Raw genomic sequence first — 18,863 nt, forward strand, 5'->3', positions numbered from 1 at the left:
GATACTTCCTCCTTCTATTTGTCTCTTAGTATACAAGACCCGGGTCGTTTTTTCTAACAATTGTGCTAAGCTTAATTTAGGCGGTCAATCAGTAGCCGCTAAAGGAGGAGGAAGTAACAATGACGCGTAATCGTATTTTTCACTTTGTCATGGCTTGTGTTTGGATTTACACTTTTTATCTACTCATGCACATGCAGGATATGTTGGCTATGTATGTCATGGCCGGTGGGATGTTTGTTCAATCGCTCTATAGCATTATCTTTGATCAAAAAGGGTGCTAAACGGGAACACGTTGAACATTTGCTAAAAAGCCCAAAGAATTCTGAGTCATGTCCGCTTTCATAATCGTCGCATGGTTGAAAATCCTGTGGGCTTTTTATTAATTAAAGGGGGAAATCAGTATGGAACATTACCACCGTGCCTTTGGCGTCTATGGCATTCTTTATGAAGAACACCATGGCTTAGTTGTTATTAAGAAGAATGCTGGTCCCTATTTAAACCGCTATGATTTACCAGGTGGTAGCCTTGAATCAGGTGAGCCACTTGAGCATGCACTAGTCCGTGAAGTCAAGGAGGAGACTGATTTGACGGTTGAAAAGGCCAGACAAATTGGAACGACTAGTTTTATTTACCCATGGCAGTATTTAGATTTCAACATGAACCAGCATATTGCAGTCTTTTATGAGGTTGAAAGAGTCAGTGGTGGATTAACGGAAACGCCACTGCAATTTCTCGGTCAAGATTCCCTTGGGTCCTTGTTTGTCCCCCTTGATTTGTTAACAGAACAAAATAGTTCCCCCTTAGTATTGAAAGCAAAGGAATACCTGCTACACAACAAACATTTCGATACTGCTGATTGCCGTTTTTCACAGTGGAAAGTTTTGACGAAACCTGTTTTTTAGGTGGTTTGATGACCGTCCAACCAATACGTCTCGTAAAGGACTAATTACTCCTAATCACGGCATGTTCAATCATCAATCAGATGAAGCTAGCAAGAGCGTTAACCGGTTCGAACCAGTACTCATGCTATAATATTGGTTAGGAAAACAAAGTACGATAGTCACTATGCGAGTGACTTTTGACTAAAAAAACGGTGTAGCAACAACTACATCGTTTTTCTCATCAGTAAAGATTTACAACGTTAGACGTAATACAAAGGAGGTTGACGCTTGACAAAGTATTTAATTATCACCGAGAAGCCGAGCGCTCGCCGCAATTTTGAAAAGGCACTGGGCGGGTCAACGGGTCATGTTGCCCACTATGATTATGAGTTAACAAACCTACGTGGCCATGTCATGACTTTAAGGGAACCGGAAGACCAGGTTCCAGCTGATTTAAAAGCAAAATACAAATCATGGAAACTGGCTGATTTGCCATGGGACTTGCAGGATTTGTCTTGGAAAAGAACTTACATTCGTTCCTGGAACCCCCGCAGTAAAAAATCAGAAAGCACTAAGAGCTTGATTGATGACCTCAAAACCAAGGCCAAAAATGTCGATGGGCTCATCATTGCGACCGATACTGATCCGTCAGGAGAGGGGGACCTGCTAGCCTGGGAGGCCATTGATGCCATCAAATGGCAGGGACAAGTTTTCCGAGCTAATTTTGCAGATGAAAGTCCAAAAAGTTTGATCAAGGCACTCACTCAATTGACCGCCATTGAAAGTAAGGACCGACACGGGGCCTATCAAAAGGGGCTAACCCGCAACAAGTGGGATTTTGCCTCGATGCAGCTAACCCGGGCGGCAACGACATTGACCAAAAAGCAGGGCTACTCACTTGTATCACGGCAAGGCCGGTTAAAATCAGCGATGCTGTTGAAAATCTATCAACAACTCCAAGCCATTAAAAACTACCAAAAGGTCCCTTATTTTGAGTACCGCTTTCGAGATGACCAGGGAAATGTCTATGCTCGAGTAGTTGACCCAAAACAGGAAGTGGTTTCTTTCCGCTATCCCAGCCCTGAGGCCCTTCAAGCCGCCGAATCCTTTGCAAAATCAGGACAGGTCCAGCAAGATTCAGTGACTAAAAAAAGTACTAAGCCACCAAAGTTGCTCGACTTGTCCTCACTCTCGGCCATTTTAGCTAAAGAGGGCTATAAGGCCAAGGAGGTTCTGGCCACCTACCAAAAACTATACGAAGCGCAAATCGTGTCTTATCCACGAACGGAAGATAAGACAATTACCCCCGAGCAATTCCAAGATATGCTGCCGCTAGTCGACAAAATTGCGCAAATAGTGGGCACCGACGTAAGTTTACTTACTCATAGGGACCCTCGTAAAACACATGTCAAGGAAGAGGGTGCCCACGGGGCTAACCGACCTGGCCCAAAGGTTCCCGCAAGTCTAGAAGCACTGCAATCATACGGCCCATCTGCTAAGCGGATCTATCAAACGTTAGCGAAAAACTTTTTAGCGATGTTTGCCGAGGATTATCATTACCAGCAGATTAAAGGTTCTATCGTTGAGTACCCTGATTTTAAAACGATCTTAAACAATCCACTTTCATTAGGATGGAAAGCCGTCTACCAGGATCAAAATCAAGACCAAGACGAGGAAGACTCTAAGTCGAAAGCCCTGGGGCAAACAGCAGACCTCTTTGTTCATGAGGGGCAGAATCCAAAGCCAACAACGCCAACCTGGCAGTGGCTCAAGACCTTCTTGGAAAAGAATGAGATTGGCACGGGAGCCACACGGACAAGTACCTACGGTGAACTATCGAGTGGTAAAAATGCCTATATTATTGATAAAAAGGGCAAAATTGACCTCACAACAGACGGTCAAGCCGTTGCCATTCTGGCTCAAAACACTTGGTTAGCCAACCCCAAGACTACCAAGCGGGTTTTTGATATTTTTGATCAAGTTGGCAAATTTGAAATGACCGCTGACCAGGCACTGGACTCAATCGTTAAAACCGTGAATCATGACATTCCCGTGATGATGAACAATGCTAACCAGCTGGAAGCAGTCTTAGGAAAGCCACAAGCTAAGGCCAAAAAAAGCGTTCCAAAAAAGGAGAAGGCAACCGGCATTTGGCAGGGGAGCGAGGTCTCCTTTAGCAATGAATTCTCAGGTCACCGCTTTACAGAGCAGGAAACTGCTGATTTATTAGCTGGCAAGACCATTCACTTTCAAGCTAAAAGTCGGTATGGCCGACCATACGAAGTTTCTGGTAAATTAGCAAAACAAGTTTACCGTAAACATCAATACATTGGCTTTAAGCCAGAATTTGAACCGAGAAAAAAGAAGAAATAAAGAGTAGCAAAAAGCCCCGGATTTCAAAAAATCCGAGGTTTTCTTTTTAATCAATTTTTGAGCAAATCGAATTTCTGCAAGTGTGACCGTAAATACTGAAGAGTTAACGAAGTGCCGGTTTTAGCCAAGGCCAATGGCTGACCCATCGCCATAATCTGTCCACCTTGGTCACCACCCTTGGGACCAAGATCAATCAAGTAATCCGCATTGGCCATCAGATTTAGGTCATGGGTAATCAGGACAATCGTGGCGCCAGTTTCCTTAAGCTTGTTCAAGACACCCAACAAAGTTTGAATATCAATAGGATGCAGCCCAATGGAAGGTTCATCAAAAACAAATAAAGTCTTGGCTTGGCTTTTATTCAAGTGAGTCACTAACTTTAATCGCTGCGCTTCACCGCCCGAAAGCGCTGGGGTAGCTTCCCCCAAGTGCAGGTAGTCGAGGCCGATTTCGACGAGCAAGTCTAATTGCTGCTTGATTTTCGGTTGGTCAGCAAACACCGGCAATGCATCTCGGACTGATAGAGCGAGCACATCAACAATTGAATACCCATGCCAGGTTATTTTACGAACTGCTTCATTAAAACGACCGCCATGACAGTTAGGACAGGTTTCGATAATGTCGGGCAAAAACTGAATGTCTTCCGTAATCACACCTAGACCAGTACACGTTGGGCAAGCACCTTCCTTGTTGTTATAAGAAAAATATTTGGCAGTCATTTTCTGTTCTTTGGCAGCTGGTTGACTAGCAAAAAGGGTTCGAAGGTCATTCATGATGGTCGTGTAGGTGGCTAAAGTAGAGCGAGTGTTGCGTCCAATCGGTTTAGCGTCAATTGTAATTGCTTTTTTTAGAGGAGTTTTAAGTGCACTTACTTGTTTGGGGCTATTTTCATCGTTACCCTTAGCATTAATCGCCGGTACTAAACTTTTTAAAATCAGCGAGGTTTTTCCAGCTCCGGAAAATCCCGTGACGGCGGTAATGGCTTGGTTAGGTAGGTGAATTTGGTCATTTTTCAAGTTATAGTAGTCAGCTACAGTCATGCTTGTCTGACCGGCTTCTTCTCCAGCCGGGGATTGAACCTTATCATGCAAAATATTAACGGTACCAGTCAAGTAAGGGCCAATCAAAGAATGACGATTTTGGGCTAACTGGTCAGGTCGACCAGCTCCAATTACCTGACCGCCGTTTTCTCCGGCGCCAGGCCCGATTTCAATAATCCAGTCTGCCGCCGCAATTAAATCAACCTGGTGATCAACGACTACTAAGGAATTTCCTTGATCAACCAGGGTCTGAAAAATCTTGATGAGCCCCTTAATATTATCGGGATGAAGTCCGATGGATGGCTCATCTAAAACATAGAGAACACCAGTGGTGTGTGCCCGGATTGTCTTCGCTAACTGTAACCGCTGCAGTTCACCGGTTGAAAGCGATGCACCGGGTCGATCTAGGGATAGGTAGCCGAGGCCAAGGTCCAATACTGGTTGCAAAATCTGATTAAGGTTTTTAAAAAGTTCCTGACCAAGCTTTTTCAGCCCAGAGGGCAGGGTAGTGAGCGTCTGTTGACCCCAATCTTTTAGATTTTCCAAGGGTAAGTGATTAATAGCAACAATGTCCTGGTCATTGATTGTCTGCTTTAACAGATCCGGATTGAGACGCGAACCATGGCAAGTTGGGCAAGTTGAAAAATGAAAGAACTTATTTAGCTTCTTGAGCGTTGCTAGGCTTTTGACAGAATCAAGAGAATCTAGCACCGCATCATAGGCGTTTTCATAGAGGCTCCCGTCAGAATGATAAACACGACCAGTCGAAGTATGAAAGTCAACTGGGTACAGCTTTTTCTCACCGTGTAACACAATTTGCCGCTCTTTTTCACTCAGGTTTTGGTAAGGAACATTGAGTCGCACACCTAAACTTTGAGCAATTGATGGCATAAAGTTGCGACCGGGCAAGTGCCACGAAGCAACGGCACCTTCTTGAATCGTCAGGCGAGGGTCCTTGATGATTTTACTTTCATCAAGTTGGCGGACTTCACCAGATCCATGACAAGTTGGGCAAGCACCAGTACTATTTGCCGAAAAATCCTCAGCAGAAAACGGGCGAAAAGTGACACCACACACGGGACAGGTTAATTGATCTGAGTTATCTTGTAAATTAGCTTTTTCACTGGCGTTCATCGCCTGAGCAATTGCTGCAGAAGGGGCCAACCGATGGCCATTTGGACAAACCGGGGAAGCTAACCGTGAAAAAATTAGGCGAACCAGATTTTCCAGCTCACTAATCGAACCAACGGTGGATCGCTCACCAGGAATAGCAGGGCGCTGTCTCAGAGCGACGGCTGCCGGAATAAATTCAACTGAATCAACGTCAGCAACTTGACTTTGACTCATCCGGTTACGGGTATAAGTTGATAGAGATTCCAAGTAACGACGAGATCCCTCAGAAAAAAGAATGCCCATGGCGAGTGATGATTTCCCCGAACCAGATAGGCCCGAAATGGCCACAAACTGGTTCAAAGGAATATCCACATTAATATTCTTTAAATTATGAACCCGACCTCCGCGAACTTTAATCTGTATCGGTGTCAGTTTGTTTTCCGCCATGGATGACCTCCTGATTGATAACTAAAATATTGATCGTTAACTTCTTTACTGTCAGTAATAGCATAAAGGAGGGCAAAGGTACAATGACCAAGGGTCGACAGACTTGCCCAGTTTAAATCATGGTTTAATTCATAGCCATCTAACACAACAATTTTTGTCACGGATATTATCCTCAAAATTTATAATTATTTTTTATTTAAAATTTTAATATTAAAGTCGCTAACAATGTCTTTAATAAATTGTTCCACTTTGTTTTTATACACAACAGAATTATTTTTATCATCTATTATCGCGAATGGGAAAATAATAGCTTCTGTAGTGTACTTATTCAATTCGTGATATATATATTCACTGTCTAATTTTTCTGCTTGATATTTATCTAATAATTCCTGTACCACCTGATTTACTATCATTTTCATGGTTCCCGTTAAGCGGTATTCCTTAAATAGATCACCCTGAATAGTTGCGTTTTCAGCAAAACTGGTTCTTCCAATAACTGTAATAATAGGGTCAATATTCGTTGAATGAATACCAATCCATACATAATTGTATTTGTTATTGTTAGATAATAAATTTCCAAAATGATTTAAAAGTTCCTCTTTGTTAAATGTTGTTAAATCATTAAACATTGTGGAATTCTTTTTTAATTCGGTAACCGATTTTCCATTTTCAGGCTGTAATTGCTTTATAAAAGATTGTCCAAATTTTATCCCATCCTTAAGTTCGGGAATTAAATTATTTTTAAGGTCAGTGTCAACTTTCTCTTTGAGTTCGTAAATTTTTTCCATGATTACAAAAGTCTCCTTTTTGCTATTTTTTAGGTCATTCATGTTCAAAAATGTATTTGTGCGATAAAAAATATATTTTTCTACTTATCGTAGCACTCTATTCTATTCAAATAATAACTATATTTCGACTATTATGACAACTTGCGTTTAGTTTATAGATTTCAATCACAAAGTAAATTTAAAAATCTTATACAATACTTTACGATTATATAAGAGTCTCAACTAAATTATAACCAAAATTAGCCGTTCACTTTGATACAATAGAGCTGAACAAATTCATAATATGAAAGTGCGCATAGGGAGAGAAAAAATGACGTTAGATTCAACCGTATTGATTAAAAAAATAGCTTCACTTCTTGCTGGTGCTACCGTAGTGGCCTTATTCACTGGACTAGGAGCTCAGGCAGCTGATAGGCAATTGACGGGGTATGTATATTCACCGGAAGTGTCGCAGGCAAACGGAGGCTGGAACTGGTTGGAAAATGGTCAACCTTATACAGGTTTCCGCTACTACATGGGTACTTATTACTGGTTCGTGAATGGTGTACGTCAAAATGAAGGTTGGCGACAAGCTTGGGGGCTGACGTATTATACTGATCAAGATGGCCGTGCCGTTCAGGGAACTCGTGTGATTGATGGTACGGTTTATAATTTTGGTGAAGATGGCACTTATTATGAGCGCCCAGTACAAGGCTATGTTTATGATGGTTCCGCACAAAATGGGGGCTATCGCTGGTATCAAAATGGCCAACTATTCACAGGATTCCGTTATTATATGGGAACCTACTATTGGTTTGTAGATGGTGTACGCCAAAATGAAGGCTGGCATCAAGCTTGGGGGCTTATGTATTATACTGATCAAGATGGCCGAGCCGTTCAAGGTCAAGTACCGATGTACGGTACTACTTATGATTTTGGAAATGATGGCACTTATTATCTTCGGATTCCTGGTACAAAGACTGCTACCACGCCAGGATTTGGAGGTGCACCAGACGTTGATCGTAGTGAGGCAACAATAACTCCAACTCAAACTGGGCAAGCTATTCAACCAGTTGTAAGTTGACCATCTTCTTCGTCGCAAACTGCAACACAGCAATAATTGGCAGCACAATATCAACGCACATGTTTAATGGCTCAGAAAGTGTGAAACTACATATTTGGGATGGTCAAGGTAGTTTCTATTGGGAGGGCAATAATTCGTCAACACCAAATCACTTTACACTCGATGAGATGCATCAGGTTCTAGACGGGACGAAACCAGTTAATGGTCATTACCTGACAGAAGATTGGCAAATACCATCGTTAATCGGTTGGTCAACCTCATTAGAAAGTCAAACGATTGCTAATCACATTTAATTAAACTCGTTAGTAAATTTAAAGTTCTTACTTGAATCAAGTAAGAACTTTTTTATTAACGTTGAATACGTATTGTATTAATTAAATCATAAGTTTTATTGGCGTCCCTAATGGCCAGTCGACAGACAGCGACAAATTGATGCTACTATTATAGACACCAACATCAATTTGTATTAATGTGTGGCCACACGAAGAAATCGTTAGAAAAATCAATTAAGTAAAGCAAAAAAAATAAAAAATCCTTGTTTAAAGCAGTATACAAGTAAAAAATTAACCGTTAATTTTGTCCAAATGACCCAAAAACAACAAAAATAGAAAACACAGGGGGGTTATTTCAGTCATTTTGGATGGATAATAAAGAATCGTAACTTGTAAAATAAAAGTCAACAAAGGTCTTTAAATTATTATTATACCAACGGTTTTCATAACCTTTTGGTAGATGAAAAAATAAGCCCTTTGTTGGCTTATTTTTTTTGCACTTTTTTAAGCAGATGTACATATATTGTATCGAGGTAAACAGAATGAAACAGAATATTGGCACATTCATTAAGGAACAGCGAACTAGTCGTCGGCTATCTCAAACCGAATTTGCAAGGCGCGCAGGTGTATCGCAATCAATCATTTCTAATCTTGAACGGGGGCGAGTTAAGTCTGTAACCGCTGTTCACGCAGAAGGGATTGCTCGAGCAGTCGGTATGTCACTGAATGAGCTAGCCGGGAAGGTGGATTTTTAACAATGCAGCGAATTTCATTAGAGCAAGTTAAAACATTTGAACAGTTTTATCGTCTTCCAAAAATATTTTTCACTTCTGAAAAGTACAAGGATATGAAACTTGAATCCAAAACAGCTTACGCCATACTTCGAGATAGATTTGAACTGTCGTTAAAGAACGGCTGGATTGATGAAAAGCAAAATGTCTATTTTGTTTTCACGATTGCGGCTCTCCAGGAAATTTTGGGGTGTGGCAATAAAAAAGTGATTGCAATTAAACGAGATCTCGCTGAGTTTGATCTACTAGAGGAGGTTCGTCAAGGTCTAAGTAAGCCAAATCGGTTGTATCTTGGTGTTGCTGATGATGATAATTCTCTCATAAATAGCTCAGAACCATTGGTAGAGGCTGAAGTGTCAAAACGACACTTCAAGAAATGTCAAAATGACACTTCAAGAAATGTCAAAACCACACTTCAAGAAGTGTCAAAACGACACCCTAATGATACTGAGTATAGTGATACTGACTTTAATCATACTGAAAATAATTCTGTTGATGATGAAGATGATGACTATGTATATACCCAAACGAAATCGGACATGGATTTACTCGTTGATCAATACATCCAAGAAACTGAATCGAAGATGTCGCCAGTTAAAAAGCGCACACTTGAACAGTTAAAAAATCAGTATGGTTCTCTTCTTGTTAGTGAGGCAATTACCAAGGCCGCTAATAATGACTCGGGAAACATGGTCTATATACAGCGTTGTTGTGAAACACTAGACCTTGATCTTAAGAAGCAGTTACCGGACTTTCAGTCGCCAAAATAAAGCGGTATTCCAATTAAGCAACTGATTGGAAGCACGCTCGCTCCTCTGTCCTTGGCAAGACGTTAAAAGGCCTCGCACATTGACAATTGATGAAAAGCCACGTCCTGATTAGCAGACTAGGGATATACGAATAGGGGAGTGGCTATACTTGTGTACAACAAGGCCCGTCTACACTGGTTTCAGACCATAAGTGAAGGTGATTTAGGACTGAAACACTTGCATAAAAAACGCTGTCGCTCTTCGCCACTACATGATGGCAAGAAGTAAGCACAACGCCATAAATGGCCGTACAAACCTCAGGAGGAAATATGTATGTATGAATTAACAATGAACGACCTACGTCGGTTAGGGAAAAAAGGAAACGCAACCGTCCTATTAGTGAATGGGAAGCTCGGTGAATTACGTCCCGATGGCTTATATTACACTCGGCATAATGCCATCATTGGTGGTGTTTATACTGATGCAAAGTTCCGCATGGACTTCCAACGAGCAATCTCGAAAATCAAAAATGTTCGAGTTGGCGATCAACTGGTTGCCAAGCGCTATTCTCAAAAATTAGTCGCAACCAGTTTGTATGAGTTTTCAAAAGTCCCTGACATGGCTGACAAAGGAGTTCAACATGAAAATCATAACGATTAATGTCAATAAAGGTGGTGCTGGTAAGACAACACTGGCTTATAATTTAGCAGAATTTTTGAAACAAGATCATCGAGTCTTATTGATGGATTTTGATGACTCAGCCAATCTAACACATCGTTATGGGCACTTTACGAACTTAAATCAAACCGTTATTAATTTATTTGAGAACGGTGATGTTAAACCGATTGCTTTGAAAAACAATCTCGATTTAATTGCAGGTCATAGCACTGTTGAGCAATTAAAAGAACGATTAAATACTCGTCGCCAGCGCGAGATTATTTTTGGTAAGTGGTTGGCTCAAAATGAACAAGAGCTTACTGACAAGTACGATTATTTGATTATTGATACTGAAAACGATGAAGGTATCTTGACGCAAAACGCATTAATCGTATCTGATTTAGTGATTGGCGTAGCAGAAGCCTCGAAGGACTCCTTTGTTGCTTTACTTGATTTAAAGCAATTTGTCTCAGAGTTGAATCAAGATTTTGATGTTCAAGCAAAGCTGACCTTTGTGGCCAATAAGATTAACTTGTCGGAAAATGCTTCCAAAGAACTTCTCGAAGAATTGCATCATTACCAAGAGTATCGTGGCTATTTACCACGTCGAACAAAGTTGGCAGATGACGCACCAATCATTGAGTGTCATGATCAAGGGTTGATAAATCAACTAACTCGCGTCTTTGAGGAGGTATTGTCATGAGCCGATTTAGTCGTTATAGTAATGAAGAAGAAAAATCTTACCAGCGACGAATAATGCCAAAAGTAGGACACAGTATTGATCGTCCTCAGTTGGAAAAATCAATCAAAGTTGATTCGGAAACTTATCAGCAATTGACTGATTTAAAACAGCTGACAGGTCGATCCATGAAATATCTCTTGCATCAATCTGTCGCTGGCTACTATGAACAGGAGACTGCACATGACCGATGATATGACTGTTGGGTTAAAAGATTTACGTCGTTTTGCAACCGTCAGTAATCAAATTGCGACGGCTAAGATGAAAAATCACGAAATCTTAGAGTTGCATCCGCGCGCCTTATTAGGGCCTGAAAAAAAGGCTTTAATTGATGGACAGAACTATGTTGTACGTCGTAAATATGACTTACAAAAAGGACTGTATGATATTCAAACTATCCGAGCAGGTGACCAGCTATTGGCAGAGCGTGTGAATGGCCAATTGGTCATGAGTGATCAGAAGTTTTTGAATCGAAGTTTGCCTTTGTCTGAAAAGGCCTTTCAATTACTTCGGGAATATGCGGATGCTCACGGCGTGACGCTGGATCAAGCACTTGACCAAGCGATTGCTTCTTATACGCAGGAGCAGCGTTATGAATAAGATAAAACGTATTCGTTATCGGAGCTTAAGTGATTTTGTTAAAGAAAGCCCCCAAACACCGACTGCTATCTTAAAAGATGGCCGTTTGTTTGAAGTTTGGGCTAATGGGCTGATAGGTGAGCCCAAGACAATTGATGTGGAAGGCAAACCACGAGAATTTCGCGAAAAGCTGTCCTTAACGCAAGGAATGCAGCAAATTAAGACAATGAAAGTTGGTCGGGTTTTGGTTGCAGAACGAGTCAATGATGTGCTGTGCTTTACGAGTAAGGCCTTACGAGGAAAACATTTACGCTCTTGAAAAATTGTGTGTCAATTGGTACCATTATAGTAACAAGTCACACTAATTGGACACAAGAAGGAGTAAATTATGGCGACACAACAAGTACATTTTCGGATGGAAGAAGAAGATAAGAAGGCAGTTGAAGAACTGTATCAACAAATGGGCATGACCGCTTCGGACGCATTTCGCCTTTTTGCGAAGAAGTCATTAGAGGTTAAAGGACTACCCTTTGAACTTTATCAACCCAACGAAAGGTTACAAGAGGCCATTCGGAGTGATGATTATGTTACTTTCGATTCCAGCCAAGATGCTTGGGAGTATTTAAGTTCTGATGACTGAATATAAGGTAAGAGTGCAAAGTAAATTTAAAAAGAATCTTAAAAGAATTGTGAAAGGTGGTCGATACCATCAAGAGGACTTTAAGATTGTATTAGATCAGTTGGTCCATAATCAGCCACTTCCTGCACATTATAATGATCATGCTTTAGTTAATCGCTTTCCAGAACGTGAATTGCACATTAAGCCTGATTGGCTGTTGATTTATCGTTATCATGGCCAGTATCTAGAATTGATTGATACAGGTAGCCATTCGGATTTATTTAGCTGAAGCATGAATACTTAGTGAAGGGAATCTGAAAATGCTCGATAACAAGTTAGGCTTGACAAGTTCAATGGCATTAGCCGAAGCAGAAGAACGATTAACGAAAAAAAGAGCTCAGCAGTTATATGATTCGGGCAAAATTAAGCGTATTGAAATTGGGAGTTTTGAAGGCCTAAGACAAATTCATTATTTTCTCTTTCAAGATGTTTACGATTTTGCCGGGGAAATACGCCAGGTCAATCTATCAAAAGGTAATTTTCGTTTTGCACCTGTTATTTACTTACGCGAGGCATTAACCATGATTGATGCTTTGCCACAGAATCACTTTCAAGAAATTGTAACGAAGTACGTTGAAATGAATGTGGCTCATCCTTTTCGAGAAGGCAATGGTCGCGCCACAAGAATTTGGCTTGATTTAATCTTGAAGCAGTCATTAGGGAAAGTGGTGGATTGGTCACAGGTTAATCCAGAAGACTATCTTTTCGCTATGGAACGGAGCCCCATACGCACAACAGAACTAAGTCAGTTGCTGGAAAAGTCATTAACTTCTGAAGTGAATAACCGTGAGGTTTACATGAAGGGCGTTGATCAATCATATGCCTATGAAGGTTATCAGGTATTCAAAACGAAAGATTTATAAAATAGTGTTTTAATATATAAGTCAACTTATAAAATGAGCCTTTTTTTTCAAACAATAGTAAACAAGGGTTTACGAAAGGGAATATCGATGTCAAATGAGTTCGTTAATTACTACGATGAACTAGAGCTATCTCAAAATGCTAGTCCAGAAATGGTTAAACAAGCGTATCGAACACTATCGAAGCGTTTTCATCCAGATCATAATCACGAAGAAGGCGCTGAAGCCAAATACCTTGCCGTGCAAGCGGCTTATGAAGTATTATCGGATCCATCAACGAGAAGTCGTTATGATCAACAGCTGAATCAGTATCGTGATTTGTCGAATTTAACGAATGCGTTAAATCAACAAGAGCCTTCGACCGGTTATCAAGAGGAGACAATCACATCAGAGCCGTATCAATATACGTTTAAAGATTATTGTTACTTGGCGATGCGCGCTTTGTTTTGGCCAATTAAAATTATTGGTCTATTGATTTATTGGGCATTCTTGGCAGTTTGCTGGCTTATTGCAATTTTGGCTATGATACCGGGCCTTATTATTAGCGCATTTGCCTTTATTGTTATGGCATCTATTGGCCTTTTGATAATTTTATTGATTTTTAATTGGATTATGACCGGTGTTGCGCCTTCACTATGAAGATTGTGTCCAATATTTGTTATAATAACTGTGTAAAATGAATTTGGTCTAGAAATGAGAACCCTAAGGAGGGGAAAATGACGTTAAATTCCACTGTATTGATTAAAAAAGCATCTGTTATGATTGCTAGTGCAACGATGCTGGCTCTGTTCGCCGGATCAGGAGCACACGCTGCAGACAAGCCAGCAAATGGCTATGTCTATTCGCCAGAAGTTTCGCAAGCTAATGGTGGCTGGAACTGGTTAGAAAATGGTCATCCTTATACAGGATTCCGTTACTACATGGGCACCTACTATTGGTTTGTCAATGGTGTCCGCCAAAATGAAGGCTGGCGTCAAGCTTGGGGGCTGACGTATTACACTGACCAAGATGGTCGTGCTGTTCAAGGTAATCGTGTCATTGATGGCCAAGTTTATAACTTTGGGAATGATGGGACGTATTATTCACGTCCAGTCCAAGGCTATGTTTGGGATGGTTCGCCTGCTAATGGTGGCTATCGCTGGTATGAAAATGGTCAATTATTTACAGGATTCCGTTATTACATGGGTACCTATTATTGGTTTGTTAATGGTGTCCGGCAAAATGAAGGCTGGCGTCAAGCTTGGGGGTTGACGTATTACACGGACCAAGATGGTCGTGCTGTACAAGGTCAAGTACCGATGTACGGTACTACCTATGACTTTGGCAATGATGGTACTTATTACCTTCGGATTCCTGGTACAAAGACCCCCACGACACCAGGATTTGGAGGTGCACCAGACGCTGATCGTAGTGAGGCAACCATTTCATCACCGGTGCAATCAAATCAAAGTGCTCAATCCGGAATGGCTGCACCAGCCCAACAACCTGCAAGTCAGCCTGCGACAAGCACGCCAGCTGCATCAACCGCATCCCGTACTTTTACGGCTTGGGTGAAAAATGAGAAAGGTGATGTGATTTGGCAACAAAGTGGTTTTAAATCAAATGATGATGCATTTAATGCTGCCGGGAAGTATGGTGACAGTCATGCATGGGATGCCGGAGACATGCAGCCGGCTAGTTATGGTGCATATTAAGAATTAATTTATTAGTTAAGGACACTTTTATAAGTGTCCTTTTTTATTTGAAAGGATTTATCAATGGAGAAACAACATTACAAGTTATATAAGTCTGGAAAATTTTGGGTTACCGCGATGGTATCCACTCTTTTCTTAGCAACGATGGGTGCAACGAACGGACATCATGCCCACGCTGATGACTTACCCAATGATGGACGAATTTCATTTCCTAGTCCAGATCCAATTAAAGGACATGTGACTTTTTCAAATGGCCGCGTGGATCCTGTTTTAAACATTCGAGTCAATGATCAGGTGGTCTTCTGTATTAACCCCTTCGCTCACTTAAGAGGAGGGGAGTATGCTTCTTCGGCTCAGGGACAACAAGGGTTAACGGCAGACTATTGGCACAAAATGACAACACAGCAGCAGAATCTGATCAATAATGCAGCTTATTTAGCACAAGCCCAAGGAGCCGCTAATGATTCTGAGACTTATTTTGCTGGACAGTTGGTAGTGTGGTCATTAGTCGCTGGACAGAACGGTATTCCGGGCGTGATGAACGGTTCTGATAAAATTGATAGCACCCAACTCAATAACATGATTGGTGCTCAAATTACTGGTTGGGACTCGAATGTCGTGAGTTCCGGGGTAATTGCCAAAGCTGAACAGATTTTGCAAAATGCCGCAGCGATGGGACAAAGGCCAAACTTTTCACCGGCTCCATTAAATGTTACAGCTGGTAAATCTGCGACTGTAACAGATAGCAATGGGGTATTACAGAACTTTAAAAATGTTAGCGCTTCTAAAGGGCTTTCGGTTAGCACAAATGGTAATCAATTAACGGTTACAGCAGACCCAAACGTTTCTGCCGGTGATGGTTATGTGTCAATGAGAACTATTAGCAGGACAGGAAATGAACAGCCTTATTATATTTATGGTACCTTTACGGATCCAAGTGATGTTTCTAATCCCTTACAACCTGTCTTTGCTGCAAAAGATCCTAACTTCATACAATCAGATTTAAAGGTGAATATTCAAAAAGCTAATCTCAAGATTGACAAAAATGTCTTGAATGAAGCGGGTATTGATACCAAACAGGTCACTAATAGTAATTACTCCTTAGCGGGTAATGTCTTTGAGGTGCATAAGGACACCGCTGATGGTCCTGTGGTGAAGGAGTTGACCACAGATGCCAATGGAAATGCTGAAACCGGTTCTGTCATGGACTATGGTGATTATGTCGTCACTGAAAAGCAAGCAAGTCAAGGGCTGGCCAATACTTTTACGCCGATTACTGTTCATCTAAACGCCGATGGACAGAACGTACAAACAGTTACTGCCACTAATAAGGAAGTAACGGGTGGCATTACCATTCAAAAGACCGGTGCCGAGACTGGCACAAAGCAATGGAACGCTAACTACTCACTGGCTGGTAACGTCTTTAAGATCCACAAGGATAATATCAATGGTGAAGTGGTTGATGAAGTCACAACGGATGCCAATGGGTATGCTAAGACCAAGACGGATTTGCCGCTCGGACATTATGTGGTGGAAGAGGTCCAAGCGTCAAAGGGCTTCTTGAAGACTTTCAAGCCACAAGACGTTGATATTACTTATCAAGGCCAAAATGTACCGATTGTTATTTCTGCTACTGGTGGGTCCAACCAAGAAGTGAAGGGCCAAATCATCGTTGATAAGTCTGGTGCGCAATCAGGCAAGAACATGATCAATGGCAACTACACGTTGGCTGGTAATGAGTTTGATATTTTTGATGAACAGAACCATTTGGTTGACCATGTGACAACTGATGCTTCTGGTAAGGCTTACTCGAAGACGGACTTGCCATTGGGTAAGTACACTGTTATCGAAACTAAGGCCAGTCAAGGCTTTGTCAAATCAGCTACGCCACAAAAGGTCGATTTGTCTTATGTAGGTCAAGAAGTTCCCGTTGTCTTTGATACGGCTTATGAAACCAACCAAGAAGTAACGGGTGGCATTTCTATTCAAAAGACTGGTGCCGAAACAGGCACAAAGCAATGGAACGCCAACTACTCACTGGCCGGTAACGTCTTTAAGATCCACAAGGATTCCATCAATGGTGAAGTGGTTGACGAAGTCACAACGGATGCCAATGGGTATGCTAAGACCAAGACGGATTTGCCGCTCGGACATTATGTGGTGGAAGAGGTCCAAGCGTCAAAGGGCTTCTTGAAGACCTTCAAGCCCCAAGATGTTGATATTACTTATCAAGGTCAGAATGTGCCGATCGTATTATCTTTGACAGGTGGTACGAATCAAGAGGTCAAGGGAAAGATTGTCATTGACAAGTCTGGTTCTGAAAGTAAAAAGACTCCTTGGAATGGCAACTACTCACTGGCAGGCAATGTCTTTGATATTCACCAAGACAATGCGCTAGGTAAGGTAGTTGCTCAAATCACGACTGATGCGAATGGTCATGCTGAAACCGATGCCAACTTACCATTAGGCGACTATTATGTAACCGAATCAAAGGCAAGCCAAGGCTATGTCAAGAGCTTTACGCCGCAAAAGGTTACCTTGAAATATGCCGGACAAGAGGTCGCTTTGGTGGCCGATATGGCAGCTGGTACTAATCAAGAAGTGACTGGGTCTACTTCGGTCATTAAGCAGGACAAGCAAACGGGTGACAACAGTCAAGGCCGTGCAACATTGTCTGGGGCGGAATATACGCTCTACCACGCAGATGGAACTCCTGTGAAGTGGTCAGAAACTGGTCAACCAACACCTGAAATTACTTCCGGTAAACAGGTTAGTCGTGATCAAGTGACTTTGCGAATTGACGACGATTTGCATGAAGCAGGTGTTAAGCATCTCGCATTAGGCGACTATTATTGGCAAGAAACCAAGGCACCTGAAGGGTATCAAATCGACTCAAAGAAGTATGATGTATCCATCAAATACCAGGATCAAGACACACCGGTTGTGACACAAAATGAAACTTCATTGGACAAGGTGATTACCTTCTCGTTTGATGGCTTTAAGTACGTAAAATCAGCGAATGGTAGTGCTGAATCAGGTTATAACGGCATCCAATTGAAGTTGATTCCGATTAATGGCACGAAGGGTGATCCACAGGTTGTCACAACTCAAACGGATGCCAACGGTTATGATGGTTACTATAAGTTTAGTAACATCGCTTATGGCGATTATGAATTGTGGGAAGTCAATGCACCGGAAGGGTTTAAGCATATTGAGCCTCTTTATGTACACATTCAATTGAATGCAGATAAGTCCGCTTATGTCTTCACTGTCAATGAGAAGGGGCAAGATGCACCAATCAAGACCTTGACAGTACCGGTCAGTCAAATTAACCAAGGCACTGGGGACGTTTACTTGTCGAAGCTATTCTTATTTGATGACTCGGATAAGACCGCCAATAATAACAATGGCGGCCAACCGGTTATTAACATCAATAACACGAATACGAATACCAACTCACCAGTCATTAACAATAATCCTGTCGTGAATACTAATTCAACTTCTAATGGTGGTCAACAGCATCAAGAAGAGAATCAGCATCAAACAGGTGGAGCAACAACCCAAACTGGTGGTAATCAAGAGCAAAAGCAAGCGACAACGACTAGTCCCAATGTAACGGGCGGTGACCAGTCACAAACAGGCGGAAAGCAAGAGCAGGCACAAGATAGTAAGTCAAATGTGACAGCTAATCCTACCACGAACGGTGGCACACAGTCGCAAGACAGCAAGTCAAATGCGACGGCGAACCCAACGGTAACCGGTGGTGCAACCACTCAAAATGGTGGTACGCAGTCACAAGACAGCCAATCGAATGCAACGGCTAATCCAACGACCATTTCGGCTCAGCCTAACCAAGCGACGGTTTCATCGTCTGGCAAGGCCGCAACTGTCTTGCCACAAACCGGCATGAAGACCGCGGACAATCCAACAAAACTTTATGTTGCTGGTTTGGCAGTATTAGCTGGAGTTGGACTTGGCTCTTGGCAGAAGGTTCAAAGTAATAACCGTAAGCGGAAGCGATTGGCCAAAATATCAGACGATTTGAAGCAAAATGCGGTTTAGTCATCAAAGTAGAGAAAAGTAGAGATTTCTCTACTTTTTTTATTGTCTAAAAATCAAGAAGAAATGAGAAAGAAGG

General features: G+C 41.7%; 21 protein-coding genes. 18 read left to right on the forward strand and 3 right to left on the reverse strand.

The genetic code is table 11. The features are described 5' to 3' along the window. The first annotated feature begins 119 nt into the window (after positions 1-119). The 3 genes from AABI08_RS03060 (at position 120) to AABI08_RS03070 (ending at position 3,254) form a co-directional block, all read left to right on the forward strand. Positions 120-281: a hypothetical protein gene (locus tag AABI08_RS03060; protein ID WP_203617951.1), complete on the forward strand. Its 162-nt coding sequence runs from the start codon at positions 120-122 to the stop codon at positions 279-281. 120 nt (positions 282-401) lie between these two features. Then, positions 402-902 carry an NUDIX hydrolase gene (locus AABI08_RS03065; protein WP_338343795.1) on the forward strand — a complete coding sequence of 167 codons (501 nt, stop codon included), beginning with the start codon at positions 402-404 and terminating at the stop codon, positions 900-902. 267 nt (positions 903-1,169) lie between these two features. After that, a complete protein-coding gene (locus AABI08_RS03070) occupies positions 1,170-3,254 on the forward strand; it encodes a DNA topoisomerase (RefSeq protein ID WP_338343794.1) in 2,085 nt (694 codons plus the stop codon). Positions 3,255-3,304: 50 nt separating this feature from the next. Here AABI08_RS03070 and AABI08_RS03075 read toward each other — a convergent pair whose 3' ends face one another. From AABI08_RS03075 to AABI08_RS03085, 3 genes are read right to left on the reverse strand one after another with little or no spacing between them, the layout of a single operon-like run. After that, positions 3,305-5,854: an AAA family ATPase gene (locus tag AABI08_RS03075; protein ID WP_338343793.1), complete on the reverse strand. Its 2,550-nt coding sequence runs from the start codon at positions 5,852-5,854 to the stop codon at positions 3,305-3,307. Then, complete coding sequence (locus AABI08_RS03080) at positions 5,836-6,015, reverse strand: hypothetical protein (protein WP_338343895.1); 180 nt, start codon at positions 6,013-6,015, stop codon at positions 5,836-5,838. Before AABI08_RS03080 ends, AABI08_RS03075 begins: the two co-directional genes overlap by 19 nt. A gap of 24 nt (positions 6,016-6,039) precedes the next feature. Beyond that, positions 6,040-6,642 carry a hypothetical protein gene (locus AABI08_RS03085; RefSeq protein ID WP_338343792.1) on the reverse strand — a complete coding sequence of 201 codons (603 nt, stop codon included), beginning with the start codon at positions 6,640-6,642 and terminating at the stop codon, positions 6,040-6,042. Positions 6,643-6,952: 310 nt separating this feature from the next. On the opposite strand from AABI08_RS03085, the gene AABI08_RS03090 reads away from it, so the two are divergent. The 15 genes from AABI08_RS03090 (at position 6,953) to AABI08_RS03160 (ending at position 18,787) form a co-directional block, all read left to right on the forward strand. Further along, the gene (locus AABI08_RS03090; protein WP_338343791.1) at positions 6,953-7,705 is read left to right on the forward strand and encodes a 1,4-beta-N-acetylmuramidase; all 753 of its coding nucleotides are present in this window, start codon (positions 6,953-6,955) and stop codon (positions 7,703-7,705) included. Positions 7,706-7,785: 80 nt separating this feature from the next. Continuing rightward, complete coding sequence (locus AABI08_RS03095; protein ID WP_338343790.1) at positions 7,786-7,998, forward strand: hypothetical protein; 213 nt, start codon at positions 7,786-7,788, stop codon at positions 7,996-7,998. Positions 7,999-8,519: 521 nt separating this feature from the next. After that, a complete protein-coding gene (locus tag AABI08_RS03100) occupies positions 8,520-8,732 on the forward strand; it encodes a helix-turn-helix domain-containing protein (RefSeq protein ID WP_338344206.1) in 213 nt (70 codons plus the stop codon). A gap of 2 nt (positions 8,733-8,734) precedes the next feature. Further along, entirely contained in the window at positions 8,735-9,538 is an 804-nt protein-coding gene (locus tag AABI08_RS03105) for a replication initiator protein A (protein ID WP_338343789.1), read from the forward strand. 312 nt (positions 9,539-9,850) lie between these two features. Continuing rightward, positions 9,851-10,177: a hypothetical protein gene (locus tag AABI08_RS03110; protein WP_338343788.1), complete on the forward strand. Its 327-nt coding sequence runs from the start codon at positions 9,851-9,853 to the stop codon at positions 10,175-10,177. After that, positions 10,158-10,877 (forward strand): ParA family protein, encoded by a 720-nt coding sequence (locus AABI08_RS03115; protein ID WP_338343787.1) that lies wholly within the window; start codon positions 10,158-10,160, stop codon positions 10,875-10,877. Before AABI08_RS03110 ends, AABI08_RS03115 begins: the two co-directional genes overlap by 20 nt. Next, positions 10,874-11,107: a hypothetical protein gene (locus AABI08_RS03120; protein ID WP_338343786.1), complete on the forward strand. Its 234-nt coding sequence runs from the start codon at positions 10,874-10,876 to the stop codon at positions 11,105-11,107. The genes AABI08_RS03115 and AABI08_RS03120 overlap by 4 nt, the downstream gene beginning before the upstream one ends. Then, complete coding sequence (locus tag AABI08_RS03125; RefSeq protein WP_338343785.1) at positions 11,097-11,513, forward strand: hypothetical protein; 417 nt, start codon at positions 11,097-11,099, stop codon at positions 11,511-11,513. Before AABI08_RS03120 ends, AABI08_RS03125 begins: the two co-directional genes overlap by 11 nt. Further along, positions 11,506-11,811 (forward strand): hypothetical protein, encoded by a 306-nt coding sequence (locus AABI08_RS03130; protein ID WP_338343784.1) that lies wholly within the window; start codon positions 11,506-11,508, stop codon positions 11,809-11,811. Before AABI08_RS03125 ends, AABI08_RS03130 begins: the two co-directional genes overlap by 8 nt. A 69-nt stretch (positions 11,812-11,880) precedes the next feature. Next, positions 11,881-12,132, forward strand: coding sequence for a type II toxin-antitoxin system RelB/DinJ family antitoxin (locus AABI08_RS03135; protein ID WP_338343783.1), 252 nt, complete (start codon positions 11,881-11,883; stop codon positions 12,130-12,132). Next, positions 12,125-12,400 carry a type II toxin-antitoxin system YafQ family toxin gene (locus AABI08_RS03140; protein WP_338343782.1) on the forward strand — a complete coding sequence of 92 codons (276 nt, stop codon included), beginning with the start codon at positions 12,125-12,127 and terminating at the stop codon, positions 12,398-12,400. Before AABI08_RS03135 ends, AABI08_RS03140 begins: the two co-directional genes overlap by 8 nt. A 31-nt stretch (positions 12,401-12,431) precedes the next feature. After that, positions 12,432-13,034 (forward strand): protein adenylyltransferase Fic, encoded by a 603-nt coding sequence (fic, locus tag AABI08_RS03145; protein ID WP_338343781.1) that lies wholly within the window; start codon positions 12,432-12,434, stop codon positions 13,032-13,034. An 87-nt stretch (positions 13,035-13,121) separates the two neighbouring features. Then, positions 13,122-13,670, forward strand: coding sequence for a DnaJ domain-containing protein (locus AABI08_RS03150; RefSeq protein WP_338343780.1), 549 nt, complete (start codon positions 13,122-13,124; stop codon positions 13,668-13,670). A gap of 77 nt (positions 13,671-13,747) precedes the next feature. Next, positions 13,748-14,725 (forward strand): hypothetical protein, encoded by a 978-nt coding sequence (locus AABI08_RS03155; protein ID WP_338343779.1) that lies wholly within the window; start codon positions 13,748-13,750, stop codon positions 14,723-14,725. A gap of 63 nt (positions 14,726-14,788) precedes the next feature. After that, positions 14,789-18,787: a SpaA isopeptide-forming pilin-related protein gene (locus AABI08_RS03160; protein ID WP_338344210.1), complete on the forward strand. Its 3,999-nt coding sequence runs from the start codon at positions 14,789-14,791 to the stop codon at positions 18,785-18,787. Positions 18,788-18,863 lie beyond the last annotated feature (76 nt).

The sequence above is a fragment of the Fructobacillus evanidus genome (assembly GCF_963580165.1).
Lineage (GTDB): Bacteria > Bacillota > Bacilli > Lactobacillales > Lactobacillaceae > Fructobacillus > Fructobacillus evanidus.

Excerpts from the sequence above, each read along its gene's own strand:
- AABI08_RS03060 (WP_203617951.1), top strand. The coding sequence starts at position 120 with ATGACGCGTAATCGTATTTTTCACTTTGTCATGGCTTGTGTTTGGATT.
- AABI08_RS03065 (WP_338343795.1), top strand. The coding sequence starts at position 402 with ATGGAACATTACCACCGTGCCTTTGGCGTCTATGGCATTCTTTATGAA.
- AABI08_RS03075 (WP_338343793.1), bottom strand. The coding sequence starts at position 5,854 with ATGGCGGAAAACAAACTGACACCGATACAGATTAAAGTTCGCGGAGGT.
- AABI08_RS03085 (WP_338343792.1), bottom strand. The coding sequence starts at position 6,642 with ATGGAAAAAATTTACGAACTCAAAGAGAAAGTTGACACTGACCTTAAA.
- AABI08_RS03090 (WP_338343791.1), top strand. The coding sequence starts at position 6,953 with ATGACGTTAGATTCAACCGTATTGATTAAAAAAATAGCTTCACTTCTT.
- AABI08_RS03100 (WP_338344206.1), top strand. The coding sequence starts at position 8,520 with ATGAAACAGAATATTGGCACATTCATTAAGGAACAGCGAACTAGTCGT.
- AABI08_RS03105 (WP_338343789.1), top strand. The coding sequence starts at position 8,735 with ATGCAGCGAATTTCATTAGAGCAAGTTAAAACATTTGAACAGTTTTAT.
- AABI08_RS03110 (WP_338343788.1), top strand. The coding sequence starts at position 9,851 with ATGTATGAATTAACAATGAACGACCTACGTCGGTTAGGGAAAAAAGGA.
- AABI08_RS03115 (WP_338343787.1), top strand. The coding sequence starts at position 10,158 with ATGAAAATCATAACGATTAATGTCAATAAAGGTGGTGCTGGTAAGACA.
- AABI08_RS03120 (WP_338343786.1), top strand. The coding sequence starts at position 10,874 with ATGAGCCGATTTAGTCGTTATAGTAATGAAGAAGAAAAATCTTACCAG.
- AABI08_RS03125 (WP_338343785.1), top strand. The coding sequence starts at position 11,097 with ATGACCGATGATATGACTGTTGGGTTAAAAGATTTACGTCGTTTTGCA.
- AABI08_RS03130 (WP_338343784.1), top strand. The coding sequence starts at position 11,506 with ATGAATAAGATAAAACGTATTCGTTATCGGAGCTTAAGTGATTTTGTT.
- AABI08_RS03135 (WP_338343783.1), top strand. The coding sequence starts at position 11,881 with ATGGCGACACAACAAGTACATTTTCGGATGGAAGAAGAAGATAAGAAG.
- AABI08_RS03140 (WP_338343782.1), top strand. The coding sequence starts at position 12,125 with ATGACTGAATATAAGGTAAGAGTGCAAAGTAAATTTAAAAAGAATCTT.
- fic (WP_338343781.1), top strand. The coding sequence starts at position 12,432 with ATGCTCGATAACAAGTTAGGCTTGACAAGTTCAATGGCATTAGCCGAA.
- AABI08_RS03150 (WP_338343780.1), top strand. The coding sequence starts at position 13,122 with ATGTCAAATGAGTTCGTTAATTACTACGATGAACTAGAGCTATCTCAA.
- AABI08_RS03155 (WP_338343779.1), top strand. The coding sequence starts at position 13,748 with ATGACGTTAAATTCCACTGTATTGATTAAAAAAGCATCTGTTATGATT.
- AABI08_RS03160 (WP_338344210.1), top strand. The coding sequence starts at position 14,789 with ATGGAGAAACAACATTACAAGTTATATAAGTCTGGAAAATTTTGGGTT.